Below are 12,340 nucleotides of genomic sequence, written 5' to 3'. Positions count from 1 at the left end.
CCCCGGACGCCGCTCCGTCAAACGCATTGGGGGCGCTCCCCCGGGAACCGGCACCCGGGGCGCCCGCCGGCTGTGAGCTTGCTCACGGTCGGGCGGGGTGTGGCGGGGCGAGCGGTCGGTCGAGGGGGCGTGGCGCCGGGGAATGTCCGCTATTCGGAGAGTTGGGCGCGGGCCGCATCGTGGCAGAGCGGTTCCACCATGTGGATGGGGTCGTACATGGGGTGTTAACACTGGGACACTACCCGGATAACAGCGGTCCTGTATGCCGCTTCGGCGCGCAAGGACAGCGCGATGCCCTCAATGGCGAGGGGGACCGCCGGCGTTCCCCGATACGGGACGTCTCGCGCGCGACTGACGACCACGGAAGGTCCTGAATCTGATGCCGGTCACCTCTCGTTCCTCCGCGTCCCACGACGCCGAGAACCGTGTCATCGAGTCCCTCTACGCCGAGGTTCTGCGCCGCAACCAGGGCGAGCTGGAGTTCCACCAGGCTGTCCGGGAGGTCCTGGAGACCCTCGGCCCGGTGCTGGCCAGGCGGCCCGAGTTCGTCGACGCCCGGATCATCGAGCGGATCTGCGAGCCCGAGCGCCAGCTGATCTTCCGGGTGCCGTGGTCGGACGACAAGGGTGGCATCCACGTCAACCGCGGCTTCCGGGTCGAGTTCAGCAGCGTGCTCGGCCCCTACAAGGGCGGCCTGCGCTTCCACCCGTCCGTCAACCTGGGCATCGTCAAGTTCCTCGGCTTCGAGCAGATCTTCAAGAACGCGCTCACCGGGATGCCGATCGGCGGCGGCAAGGGCGGTGCCGACTTCGACCCGAAGGGCCGCTCGGACGCCGAGATCATGCGGTTCTGCCAGTCCTTCATGACCGAGCTCCACCGCCACCTGGGCGAGTACACCGACGTCCCGGCCGGTGACATCGGCGTCGGCGGCCGCGAGATCGGCTACCTCTTCGGCCAGTACAAGCGGATCACCAACCGCTACGAGTCCGGCGTCCTCACCGGCAAGGGCCTCGGCTGGGGCGGCGCGCAGGCCCGCACCGAGGCCACCGGCTACGGCTGCGTGCTCTTCACCGCCGAGATGCTGCGCAGCCGGGGCGAGAGCCTGGAGGGCCAGCGGGTGGTCGTCTCCGGCTCGGGCAACGTCGCCATCTACGCGATCGAGAAGGCGCAGCAGCTCGGCGCGACCGTGGTCACCTGCTCCGACTCCTCCGGCTACGTCGTGGACGAGAAGGGCATCGACCTCGCCCTGCTCAAGGAGGTCAAGGAGGTCCGCCGCGGCCGGATCTCCGAGTACGCCGAACTGCGCGGCGGCCACGTCAAGTTCGTCGCCGGTCCGGGCGTCTGGAGCGTGCCGTGCGACGTCGCGCTGCCCTGTGCCACCCAGAACGAGCTGGACGAGACGGACGCGCTCGCGCTCGTCCGGGGCGGCGTCAAGGCGGTCGCCGAGGGCGCCAACATGCCCACCACCCCGGAGGCCGTCCGGGTCCTCCAGGAGGCGGGCGTGGCCTTCGCGCCGGGCAAGGCGGCCAACGCGGGTGGCGTCGCCACCAGCGCGCTGGAGATGCAGCAGAACGCCTCGCGCGACTCCTGGACCTTCGCCCACACCGAGGAGCGGCTCGCCGAGATCATGCGGCACATCCACGACTCCTGCTTCACCACGGCCGAGCGCTACGGCAGCCCGGGCAACTACGTGGTGGGCGCGAACATCGCGGGCTTCGAGCTGGTCGCGGACGCGATGCTGGCGCAGGGCCTGATCTGATCCTGCGCACCCTTCCGCGGGTCCTCCCGCGGCTCTGCTGACCCGGGCCCCCGGTCGGTCCTTCGTGACCGGCCGGGGGCCCGGGCCGTTCGCCGTTGGCCGCTCGATGCTTGCCGTTCGTCGTTCGTCGGGGGCTGGGCCGGAACGGTGGTGCCGTGCCGTCTGCCGGACCCGACCGGAGCGGGCACAGGATGTCGGGTGCGGCAGGGTGGGTCCTTTCTACGGTGGTGAGCAGTAAGGGAAGGACGGGGGCTGGCATGCTGGAGCAGCTGAACCGGGCCATGGAGCACATCGAGGACCGGCTCGACCAGCCGGTCGAGGTGGCCGAACTGGCGCGGATCGCGATGACGTCGGAGTACCACTTCCGGCGGTTGTTCTCCGCGCTGGCCGGGATGCCGCTGTCGGAGTACGTCCGGCGTCGGCGGCTGACCGTTGCCGGGGCCGAAGTGCTGTCCGGCGAACGGACGTTGCTGGAGGTGGCGGTCCGCTGCGGCTACACCTCGGGGGAGGCGTTCGCCCGGGCGTTCCGGGCGATGCACGGCGTCGGGCCCGGGGAGGCCCGGCGCGGTGGTGCGGCGCTGCGGTCCCAGCCCCGGATGTCCTTCCGACTCGTCGTGGAAGGGAGTAGCAGTATGGAGTACCGCATCGTGGAGAAGCCCGAGTTCCGGGTGGTGGGCAGGCGGACCCGGGTGCCGCTGGTCTGCGAGGGGGTGAACCCGGCCATCGCCGCGTTCATCCAGGGTCTCGACCAGGAGACCGTCGCCCGGATCTCGGCGCTCTCCGGCCCGGAGCCGGACGGCATCGTCTCGGTCACCGAGCACCTCTCGGAGAGCCGCGAGGAAGGGTCCGAACTCGACTACTACCACGCGGTGGTGGCGTCCTCGGAGGCCGTCGTCCCGGACGACCTGGACGTCCGGGTGGTGCCGGCCGGCAGCTGGGCCGTGTTCACCAGCACCGGCCCGTTCCCGCAGGCCCTGCAGGAGATGTGGCGGGACGTCTACACCCAGTGGTTCCCGTCCAACCCGTACGAATCCTGCTCGGGACCGGAGATCCTGCGCACCCGCTTCCTGCCGGACGGCGGCGGGGCGCAGGCCCAGCTCTGGGTCCCGGTCGAGCGGGCGGCTCGCTGAACAGCCCTGGGCCGGTGGGAGGTTGGATCTCCCACCGGCCCAGGGTCGGTGGGGGTCCGCCCGGCCCGGGGGCCTGTTAGGGTCCGCGCATGACGAAGCGTGTGCCCTTCCGGGGCGGGGAGAAGGAGAGCCTGTTCACGGCTCTCGACCGGCATCGCGACGCGGTGCTGTGGAAGCTGGAGGGGCTGGACGACGAGCAGTTGCGGCGGCCGGTGACGGCGTCGGGGACGAATCTGCTGGGCCTGGTGAAGCACCTGGGCGGGGTCGAACTCGGCTGGTTCTGCGAGACGTTCGGCCGTGCGACCGGGCCGCTGCCGTTCGACCTGACCGAGGACGAGGAGTCCGATCTCCGGGTGCGGCCGGACGAGTCCACCGCGGACGTGCTGACCTTCTACGCCCGTGCCCGGGCGGCGGCCGATCTCGTCATCGGGGAGCTGGAGTTGGACGACGTCGGCCGGGCCTGGTTCGGGGACGAGGTGTCGCTGCGCTGGGTGCTGATCCACATGACGACGGAGACCGCCCGGCACACGGGCCACATGGACATCCTGCGGGAGCTGATCGACGGGCGGACCGGAGACCACAGCCGGGGGTGACCGGGCCGGGGCGGCCGCCTTCCCCACCGGGCTGTCCGCCCCCTCGGCCACGTGTCTGCTCCGGCCGCGCGCCTGTTCCGGCCACGTGCCTGTTCCGGCCGCGGCCGGCTTTCGAGCGCGGTCAGCTTCCGAGCGCGCTGAGCGCGAAGGCCCGGGTGCCCGCGACGTGGCGGCGGGCGAGGTCGGCGGCGGCCTGCGGGTCGCGGGAGCGGATGGCGGCGAGCAACTGCTCGTGCTCGGTGCACATCGGGGTGGTGCTCTCGGGGCCGGAGGTGAGCCGGAAGAGGCGGCGCAGCCGGCCGTCGAGCGGGGCCATCATGTCCTGGAGCAGCGGGTTGCCGGAGAGCTCGACGATCGCCCGGTGGAAGTCGGCGTTGAGGCTCACGGTCTCGCGCAGCCGCCCCGCCTCGGCGGCCTTCCTGGTCCGGGTCAGGATGCGTTCGAGGGACTTGAGGCCCGCCGGGGTGGCGTGCTGGGCGGCCAGTTGGGCGGCGAGGGCCTCCAGGGACTCCCGTACGGCGAAGAAGTGCTCGGCCTCGGCGGGGCCGAACTCGGCGACCACCGCGCCCCGGCGGGCCTGGACGGTGAGGAAGCCCTCCTGCTCCAGCCGCTGCATGGCCTCGCGGACGGGGACACGGGAGACGTTCATCGTCTCCGCCAGCTCGCGCTCCACGAGCCGTCGGCCGGCCGGGTACTCGCCCTCGATGATCCGTTCGCGGAGCTGGACGTAGACGAGGTCCCGGAGCGACTGGTGGGCGTCGCCGGGGGTGTCGGGCATCGGGGCTCCAGTCGGGTGGGGGACCGCGCGGGCGGTGGGGGCAGTGCAGATCATTTCAGATCCGTTCGCCGGGCCCGGTGCCGGATCTGGTCCGCGGTGTCGGTGCGGTACCGGTGCGGATCCCGTGCTGGGGCCTGCTCGGGATCCGACCCGGGATGTCGGTCGGCAGCCGGCTCCGGCTGGCTCCATCTCGCTTCGGTCTCGCTTCCGGTCTCGTTTCGGATCCGTTGGCGGACACCTCTTGTTTGGTATTCGGTATACCAGCTAGCGTGCCCGTGTGACCCCCACCTCGCCCCTTCACCCCGCCCTCCTCCTGGACGCCACCCTGCCCGACGGCACCGCGGCCGACGTCCACCTCGCCGACGGCCGGATCGCCGCCCTGACCGCGCCCGCCCGGCGTGCGCCCGAGGCCGCCGGCCGGGGCCTGCGGCTGGACGGCGCGCTGCTGCTGCCCGCCCTGGTGGACGGGCACGCGCACCTGGACAAAACCTTCCTCGGTGCGCCCTGGCAGCCCCATCGTGCCACCGCCGGTCTCCGGACCCAGATCGCCTCCGAGCGGGAGCTGCGCCGCGAGGTCGCGGCGGCCGTGCCCGTCGCCGACCGGGCCGAGGCGCTGGCCCGGCGGATGGCGGCGCTCGGCACCGGATACGTCCGCTCGCACGTCGACGTGGATCCGGACACCGGGCTCGACCACCTGCACGCCCTGCTGGAGGTGCGCGAGCGCGTCCGGGACGTGATCGGCATCCAGCTCGTCGCCTTCCCGCAGAGCGGGGTGGTGACCGCCCCCGGCGTCGCCGACCTGCTGGACGCGGCACTGCGCGAGGGCGCCGAGCTGATCGGCGGCCTCGACCCGGCCGGTTTCGACGGCGACGTGGACGGCCAGCTCGACATCGTCTTCGGCCTCGCCGAGCGGCACGGCGCCGGCGTGGACATCCATCTGCACGACGGTGGCCCGGTCGGTGCCTCCCAGTTGCGTGACATCGCCGACCGGACGGCCGCCCTCGGGCTCGGCGGGCGGGTCGCGGTCAGCCACGCGTACGCGCTCGGGAGCGGTCTCGACTCCTCTGAACTCATGCTCACCGTACAGAAGCTGGCGGACGCCGGGGTGGCCGTGATGACCAACGGCCCGAGCCGCTCGATGCCGCCTGTGAAGCTGCTGCACGAGGCCGGCGTCCGGGTCTTCGCCGGCTCCGACAACATCCGTGACGCGTGGTGGCCGTACGGCACCGGGGACATGCTCGAACGCGCCACCGTCATCGGCCTCCAGGGTGAACTGATGACCGATCAGGAGCTTTTCCTCGCAGCGGACTTGGTGACGGAGAACGCCGCGGTGGCGCTCGGGCTGGCCGACTACGGGCTCGCCGTCGGCGCCCGTGCCGACCTGGTGGCGATCGCGGCCGGATCCGTCCCCGAGGCCGTCGCGGCGCACCCCGAGCGGCTGCTCGTCCTGCACGGCGGCCGGGTCGTCCTCGACCGCACGCCGCGGACCTGACCTTTCCTTTCTCGCCTTCCCCTCTTCCCCTCTTCCCCTCTTCCCCCTTCCCCCTTCCATCCGTTGGCCGGGCCCCACCCCGGTCGGCGGACCCCGCACCCCCCGCCCCTGCCGGAAGGACGCCCCCACCGTGAATGTCTCCGCAGAAAGATCCCAGGCCATCGCCCCGCCGGCCGGCCCGCAGTCGGCCCGGCAGTCGGCCTCGCAGTCGCCGCAACGGCTCGCGGGCGGCCTGATCGGCACCACCGACCTGGTCTTCTTCGTGGTCGCCGCCGCCGCGCCGCTCACCGTCCTCGCGGGCATCGCGCCCTTCGCGATCGGCGTAGGCGGTGCCTCTGCCCCCGCCGCCTACCTGATCTCGGGCGTGCTGCTGGTCCTGTTCGCGGCGGGCTTCACCGCGATGAGCCGCTACGTGCGCAACGCGGGCGCCTTCTACGCGTACGTCGCGCGCGGCCTGGGCCGGACGTTCGGCGTCGTCACCGCCTATGTGGCGGTGGTCTGTTACAACCTGATCACCCCGGGCGTGGCCGCCGCCTTCGGCTACTTCGCCGCCGGGCACATCGAACAGCGCACCGGCACGCACGTGCCGTGGTGGCTGCTCTCGGGCGGCTGCGTCGTGGTGGTCGGCGTGCTGGGCTGGCTGAAGGTGACGCTCAGCGCCAAGGTGCTCGGCGTCGCGCTGGTCCTGGAGGTGCTGGCGCTGCTGGTGATGGAGGGCGGGGTGCTCGCCGACCGGGGCACGGCCGCGTTCGACCCGGTCTCCTTCGACCCCTCGCTGCTCACCCAGGGCGGGGTCGCCGGGATGTTCGTGCTGGTCATCGGCGCCTTCACCGGCTTCGAGGCGACGGCGATCTACGCCGAGGAGGTGCGTGACCCGCGCCGGACGGTGCCCCGGGCGACGTTCATCGCGATCGGCTTCCTCGCCGTCTTCTACGCCCTCGGCACCTGGATCGTGATGGGCGCCTACGGGACGGACCAGGCCGTGGCGGCGGCCCGCGCCGCCGAGGGGCCGGACCTCACCTTCACCGCGGCCGAGCGCTTCGTCGGTGTCTGGCTCTCGGACTCGATGCACGTCCTGATCGTGGTCTCCGCCTTCGCCTCCGCGCTCGCCTTCCACAACGCGGCCGCCCGCTACCTGTACGCGCTCGGACGGGAGGGGCTGCTGCCGCGCCGGCTCGGGCGGGTGTCGGGCAGGTTCGGCTCGCCCGGTGCGGCGGTCGTGGTGCAGAGCTCGTTCAACGCGCTGGTGGTGCTGCTGGGCGCGGTGCTGGCGGCGGATCCGTATCTGGTGGTGCTGATGTGGTCCAACAGCATCGGTGTGCTCGGCATCATGGCGATGCAGGCACTGGCGGCGGTCGCCGTGTGGGCGTTCTTCCGGCGCGACCGGCGCGGGATGTCGGCGCTGCGGGTGGTCTGGGCGCCGCTGCTGGCGGCGGCCGGGCTGGCCGTGCTCACCGTCCTCGCCGTCTTCAACTTCGGTCTGCTGACCGGGGCTTCGGACTTGGTGAACGCGCTGCTGCTGGTGCCGCTGCCGTTGGTCGCGCTGGCCGGGTTCGCGGTGGCGCGGCACATCCGGCGGACCGATCCGGAGCGGTTCGCGCGGTTGACCGAGGTCGATGTCGAGCGTGGCTGACCCGGTGCGGTCCCCCTCCGCGCGGAGGGGGACCGCCGTCCGGTCTCAGCCCTCGAAGCGGCCGTCCCGGGCGACCACCCGTCCGGCGCGGACGACGAGTTCGCGCCTCGGCAGGTCCACCACCACCTGTGGCAGGCACTCGCCGTCGACCAGCATGAAGTCGGCCGGGGAGCCCGGCGTCAGGTCGGCGGCCGGCAGTCCGAGCAACTCGGCGCCCCCGGCGGCGGCGAGGGCGAAGCAGTCGGCCAGCTCCGCGTCCGTGCGGGCGTCGGTGGTCCAGCCGAGCAGATGCGCGCGGTGCAGCATGTCGGCGTTGCCGAACGGGCTCCAGGAGTCCCGCACGCCGTCCGAGCCTAGGCCCACCTTGACCCCGTGGGCCGCCAACTCCCGGAACGGCAGCACCTGGTGGGTGGAGGGCGCGACGGTGGTCAGGCCGATTCCGGCATCGGCCAGCAACTCGGCCAGCTCACTGAGCGCGCCGCCGGACAACTCCGGCACGCAGAACGCGTGGCTCACCACGACCCGGCCGCCCAGCCCGGCCGCCTTCGTCCGGGCGGCGATGTCACGCAGCGGGGCGAGGCCCCGGTCGCCGGTGTCGTGCAGGTGGACGTCCAGCTGGAGTCCGTGCTTCTCGGCGAGGCCGAAGACCTGGTCGAGCTGGGCCGGGCCTTCGCCGTCCTCGCCGACCCCGTCGAACCCGGCCGGGTCGATCCCGCCCACCGCGTCGATCAGCCCGCTCGCCGCCGCCTCGGCGAGCAGCGCCCCCGCCCCCGGCGTCCGCCGCACCCCGTGCTGCGGGAACGCCACCACCTGCACGTCCAGCGCCGGGCCCAGCCGCTCCCGTGCGGCGGCCAGCCCCGTCACGCCCGCCAGTCCGTACGCGGGCGCCACATCCACGTGCGCCCGCACCGCGCGCGTCCCCTGGGCCACCGCGTGCGCGAGCAGCCGGCCCGCGCGCTCGGTGAGCGGCGTCCGCTGGTGCTCGTACAGCTCCACATCGCCCCGTACGTACTCCGGCAGCCCGCCGGCCGGGCGCCGGCTGTACCAGGGCTCGCCCCACGCGGTCTTGTCCGGGTGGATGTGGGCGTCCACCAGCGTCGGCAGCGCGATCCGTCCGCGCCCCTCCACCACCTCCACCCGGGAGCCCTCCGGCACCGCGGCGACCAGCAGGCCGTCGACGGCGACCAGGTCGGCGACGGCGGCCGCGCCGAAGGGGCGGACGTCGCGGAAGACGGTAACGGTGGGTGGGGTCATGATTTCTCCTGATTTGGGGTGTTTTGCGGTCGGCACCAATCAACCCGACGGCGAGGTGGTTCGTCAACTCCCTTTTGCGATAGGGGAGATGGTGGTCGGCCCGGTCGCGCCCGGCCGGTGGGTGGCCGGGGGAGCCGGTCGACGGTCGGGCGACAAGTGACAACTAACAGATGACAGATAACGGATAACAGAATCTGAAATCTGTCATCCGTTATCTGTTCCCCGTTCCCCGCAGGCGCCCCCGTTCGGCGCAGCAGCGGCGGGCCGAGAGCTGCGGGCGGCCGCATGCTGGGGCGGGGAAGGGGGCCGGCAAGCTGAGGAACGGGATCAACGATGGTCAAGGCGTTGGGGTTCGTCGACTACGGCGGGCCGGAGAATCAGGAGTTCCTGGACCGACCGGTGCTGGAGCCCGGACCGGGCCAGTTGGGAATCACCGTGCGGGCGGCCGGGGTGAACCCGGTGGACTGGAAGATCCGCACCGGACGGCTGGGGAAGAACCGTACGCTCCCGGCCGTGCTGGGGCAGGAGGCGGCGGGGGTGGTGGAGCGGGTCGGTCCAGGGGTGGAGGGCTTCACCCCGGGAGACGAGGTGTTCGGTCTCGCGGCCGCCGGCGGCTACGCGGAGCAGACCCTGCTGCTCGCCGCGATGAGCGCGCTGCGGCCGCTCGGGGCCGGGTTCGATCAGGTGGCGGCACTGCCGGTGGCGGCCGCGACCGGGGACGACGGAGTGCGGGACGTCGGGCTCGGTTCCGGCCGGACGCTGCTGATCCTCGGCATCGCGGGCGGCGTCGGCAGCGCCGCCGCGCAGATCGCCCGCAGCCGGGGCCTGCGGGTGATCGGCACGGCGAGCGACACCAACCGGGAGTACGTGGAGTCACTGGGCGCGGTGCAGGTGCGGTACGGCGACGGGGTGGCCGAGCGGATCAGGGCCGCGGCGCCGGACGGCGTGGACGGCATCCTCGACCTGGTCGGCGGAGACGATCTGCGGGCCGCCGCCGAGACGCTGGCCGACCGCGCCAAGCTGGTCAGCACCGTGGACCCGGACACCGTCGCCGAGCTGGGCGGGCGGTACATCACCCGCTCCACCACCTCGGAGACTCTCGCCGCGCTGGCCGCCCTGGTGGCCGCCGGAGAACTGGACCCGCACATCACCGGGCGGTACCCGCTGAACCGCGCCGCCGAGGCACTGGCGCTGGTGGAGTCCGGGCACGCGCGCGGCAAGCTCGTCCTGGACATCGGATGAGGCCCCGGACCCCGGCCGAGGAGGAGAGCGGACGATGAAGATCAACGAGGTGACCGTCGGCGGTCCCTGCTGGGTGGAGCACGCCAGCGCCGACCCGGGCGCCGCCAAGCGGTTCTACGGCGAGCTGTTCGCCTGGCGGGCCGAGGCCGGCGAAAGCCACGGGACGGACGGCTACACCTTTATGACGCTGGACGGCGCGACCGTCGCCGCCGTGACCCCGCTGGAGGGGGAGGGGCAGCCGACGGCCTGGACGGTCTCCTTCGCCGTCACCGACGCGGACGCCTCCGCCGCCAAGGTGGCCGCGGCCGGCGGGAGCGTCCTCGCCGGACCGGCGGACGTGTCGGACCTCGGGCGGTTCGTCGTGGCCGCCGATCCCTCCGGCGCGGTCTTCGCGCTCTGGCAGGCGCGCGGCCTGCCGGGCGTCGGCCTGCTCAACGCCCCCGGCGCGCTGGGCTGGGTCGAACTGCTCACCAGGGACACCGCGGGCGCGACCGCTTTCTACCCGGCCGTGTTCGGCTGGACGGTCAACCCGTCCGACACCTACACCCAGTGGGGCCTGGCTGGCCTGGACTTCGGCGGGATGATGGCGATGGGCGAGAACTTCCCGCCGCAACTGCCGCCGTACTGGCTGCCCTACTTCGCGGTCGCGGACGTCGACGGGACGGCCTTCCGGGCCGGCAGCCTCGGCGCCGATGTGCTGATGCCGCCGACCTCGGTGCCGGACGGCCCGCGGATCGCGGTCCTGCGGGACCCGGTGGGTGCGGTGTTCGGCGTCTACCCGGCAGGCACCGAGGGCTGACCACCCGCGCCGCCCGTACCGTCCGTATCACCCGCGCCGCCCGCACGGCCTGCCCGGTCTGCTCGGTCCGGGCGGTTCGCCCGGCGCGCCCGGTCGCGCCAGAGGGCGACCACCGAACCCGCCGTCACCAGCAGCGCCGCGGCCGGCACCACGTCGCCGACCCGGTCGTACCAGGTCAGCGTGGTGGGCGCGGTCAGCGGCAGCCGCACCGTCAGCGCGCCGGTGCGGTCGGTGCCGAGCCGGGCCAGCTCGCGCCCCTGGGCGTCGAAGGCCGCCGAGACACCGGTGAGCGCGGCCTGGACGGCCGGACGCCCGGTCTCGGCGGCCCGGATCGCGGCCAGCGAGACATGCTGTTCGGGCGCCCAGGTGTGCTGGAAGGTCGAGGTCGACGACTGGTAGACCAGCACCCGTGCGCCGTCCCGGGCGGCCGTCCGGGACATGTCGGGGAAGGCCGACTCGAAACAGATCAGCGCGCCGACCGGCAGTGGGCCGCGGCCTCGGTCGGTGGCCGGCAGCAGACGGAAGGCGGTGCCGGGCGCCCGGTTCTCCCCCGCCGCCCGGCTGACACCGGCGATCCAGCCGAGCACCGGCCGCAGCGGGATGTACTCGCCGAACGGGACCAGCCGGATCTTGCGGTAGCGGTCCACGATGCCGGTCGGCGAGACCAGGACGGCGTCCTTGGAGATCCGTCCGTCGGCCTTGCGGGCGTCCTCGCCGGCCAGGATCCCGGCGCCGGTGTCGGCGGCGAGTCGGCGGAGCCGGGCCAGTGCGGCGGGGTCCCGGTCCAGGTCGGCGGTGGTGCTGCTCTCGCCCCAGACGATCAGGTCGACGGGTCGCCCGCCCAGGGCGGCGGTGGCCTCGGCACTGGCCTCGAACCGGGCCTGCGGATCGTCGACGATGCCGGGCTGGACGAGTGCGACCGTCACCGCCCCGGCACGGGCGGGCGCCGTGCGCAGCGCGAACAGCAGCGGCCCGGCCGCCAGTACCACGACGGTGGCCAGGGCGGCGAGGGCGCGCGGTCGCCACCCGGTGGCCGTCAGGACGATCAGCACCCCGGTGTTGACGGCCACGACGGCGGCGCTGACCAGCCAGATCCCGCCGGCCGAGGCCAGCGCGAGGACGGTCGGGTGCTGCCACTGGGTGGCACCGAGCAGTGCCCACGGGCCGCCGAGCGCGTGCCAGGACCGCGCGTACTCGGTGGTCAGCCAGACCGCCGGGACGACCACCAGTGCGAGCATCGCCCGACGGGCGGTCAGCGGCGGGTGCAGCAGCCGGTGGACGGCCAGGCCCACCCCGGCCTGCAGGGTGCCGAACAGCACCGCGAGCACCGGCAGCGCCGGTCCGACGGACGGGATCAGCCAGTACATCGTGGTGAGGATGAACCCGGCCCCGAACCACCACCCGCGCACCGCGGCCTCCCGAGCCCCGGGCGCCCGCTGCATCAGCAGCAGCCCGGGCACCAGCGCGACCCAGGCCAGCGAGGCCAGTCCGGGGGCCGGAAACGCCAGCACCGGCACCGCCCCGGCCGCGAGCGCCGCCACCCGGGCCCGGTACCGCCGCCCCCGGCCCGAACGGTCCGAACGGCCCGCCGTGTCAGGCCTGCTGGGGACGGGCCTGCTGGGGACGGGCCCGGCAAGGGCGGGACGACTGGCGGCGGGGC

10 protein-coding genes are annotated in these 12,340 nt (G+C 73.5%); 7 read left to right on the top strand and 3 right to left on the bottom strand.

What is annotated here, in order from left to right; genetic code table 11:
* Positions 1 to 379: 379 nt before the first annotated feature.
* The 3 genes from gdhA to ACIO5D_RS03520 all read left to right on the top strand — a co-directional run bounded on the left by gdhA (position 380) and on the right by ACIO5D_RS03520 (position 3,482).
* Positions 380 to 1,759, top strand: coding sequence for an NADP-specific glutamate dehydrogenase (gene gdhA, locus ACIO5D_RS03530; RefSeq protein ID WP_363606530.1), 1,380 nt, complete (start codon positions 380 to 382; stop codon positions 1,757 to 1,759).
* A gap of 257 nt (positions 1,760 to 2,016) precedes the next feature.
* Complete coding sequence (locus ACIO5D_RS03525; RefSeq protein WP_400649370.1) at positions 2,017 to 2,889, top strand: GyrI-like domain-containing protein; 873 nt, start codon at positions 2,017 to 2,019, stop codon at positions 2,887 to 2,889.
* A gap of 89 nt (positions 2,890 to 2,978) precedes the next feature.
* Positions 2,979 to 3,482, top strand: a complete 504-nt coding sequence (locus ACIO5D_RS03520; RefSeq protein ID WP_363606534.1) for a DinB family protein — start codon at positions 2,979 to 2,981, stop codon at positions 3,480 to 3,482.
* Positions 3,483 to 3,603: 121 nt separating this feature from the next.
* Here ACIO5D_RS03520 and ACIO5D_RS03515 read toward each other — a convergent pair whose 3' ends face one another.
* Entirely contained in the window at positions 3,604 to 4,260 is a 657-nt protein-coding gene (locus ACIO5D_RS03515) for a GntR family transcriptional regulator (protein WP_400649366.1), read from the bottom strand.
* A gap of 277 nt (positions 4,261 to 4,537) precedes the next feature.
* On the opposite strand from ACIO5D_RS03515, the gene ACIO5D_RS03510 reads away from it, so the two are divergent.
* Positions 4,538 to 5,752: an amidohydrolase family protein gene (locus ACIO5D_RS03510; protein ID WP_400793777.1), complete on the top strand. Its 1,215-nt coding sequence runs from the start codon at positions 4,538 to 4,540 to the stop codon at positions 5,750 to 5,752.
* 130 nt (positions 5,753 to 5,882) lie between these two features.
* Entirely contained in the window at positions 5,883 to 7,385 is a 1,503-nt protein-coding gene (locus tag ACIO5D_RS03505; RefSeq protein ID WP_400793776.1) for an APC family permease, read from the top strand.
* 45 nt (positions 7,386 to 7,430) lie between these two features.
* Here the strand turns inward: ACIO5D_RS03505 and ACIO5D_RS03500 are convergent, their stop codons facing one another.
* Complete coding sequence (locus ACIO5D_RS03500; protein WP_400793775.1) at positions 7,431 to 8,639, bottom strand: amidohydrolase; 1,209 nt, start codon at positions 8,637 to 8,639, stop codon at positions 7,431 to 7,433.
* A gap of 333 nt (positions 8,640 to 8,972) precedes the next feature.
* Between ACIO5D_RS03500 and ACIO5D_RS03495 the strand changes: the two genes are divergently transcribed.
* Together ACIO5D_RS03495 and ACIO5D_RS03490 are read left to right on the top strand one after the other, a co-directional pair.
* Entirely contained in the window at positions 8,973 to 9,881 is a 909-nt protein-coding gene (locus ACIO5D_RS03495; protein ID WP_363606544.1) for an NADP-dependent oxidoreductase, read from the top strand.
* A gap of 34 nt (positions 9,882 to 9,915) precedes the next feature.
* Positions 9,916 to 10,680, top strand: a complete 765-nt coding sequence (locus ACIO5D_RS03490; protein WP_400649355.1) for a VOC family protein — start codon at positions 9,916 to 9,918, stop codon at positions 10,678 to 10,680.
* Here ACIO5D_RS03490 and lnt read toward each other — a convergent pair.
* Positions 10,656 to 12,221 carry an apolipoprotein N-acyltransferase gene (gene lnt, locus ACIO5D_RS03485; protein ID WP_400649352.1) on the bottom strand — a complete coding sequence of 522 codons (1,566 nt, stop codon included), beginning with the start codon at positions 12,219 to 12,221 and terminating at the stop codon, positions 10,656 to 10,658. The genes ACIO5D_RS03490 and lnt overlap by 25 nt on opposite strands.
* Positions 12,222 to 12,340 lie beyond the last annotated feature (119 nt).

It is taken from the genome of Kitasatospora sp. NPDC087315, assembly GCF_044744345.1.
GTDB lineage: Bacteria > Actinomycetota > Actinomycetes > Streptomycetales > Streptomycetaceae > Kitasatospora.
This window is presented reverse-complemented; position numbering and strand designations above follow the sequence as displayed.

What these genes read in the sequence shown, in the direction of transcription:
- gdhA (WP_363606530.1), top strand. Translation starts at nt 380, where the DNA reads ATGCCGGTCACCTCTCGTTCCTCCGCGTCCCACGACGCCGAGAACCGT.
- ACIO5D_RS03525 (WP_400649370.1), top strand. Translation starts at nt 2,017, where the DNA reads ATGCTGGAGCAGCTGAACCGGGCCATGGAGCACATCGAGGACCGGCTC.
- ACIO5D_RS03520 (WP_363606534.1), top strand. Translation starts at nt 2,979, where the DNA reads ATGACGAAGCGTGTGCCCTTCCGGGGCGGGGAGAAGGAGAGCCTGTTC.
- ACIO5D_RS03515 (WP_400649366.1), bottom strand. Translation starts at nt 4,260, where the DNA reads ATGCCCGACACCCCCGGCGACGCCCACCAGTCGCTCCGGGACCTCGTC.
- ACIO5D_RS03500 (WP_400793775.1), bottom strand. Translation starts at nt 8,639, where the DNA reads ATGACCCCACCCACCGTTACCGTCTTCCGCGACGTCCGCCCCTTCGGC.
- ACIO5D_RS03495 (WP_363606544.1), top strand. Translation starts at nt 8,973, where the DNA reads ATGGTCAAGGCGTTGGGGTTCGTCGACTACGGCGGGCCGGAGAATCAG.
- ACIO5D_RS03490 (WP_400649355.1), top strand. Translation starts at nt 9,916, where the DNA reads ATGAAGATCAACGAGGTGACCGTCGGCGGTCCCTGCTGGGTGGAGCAC.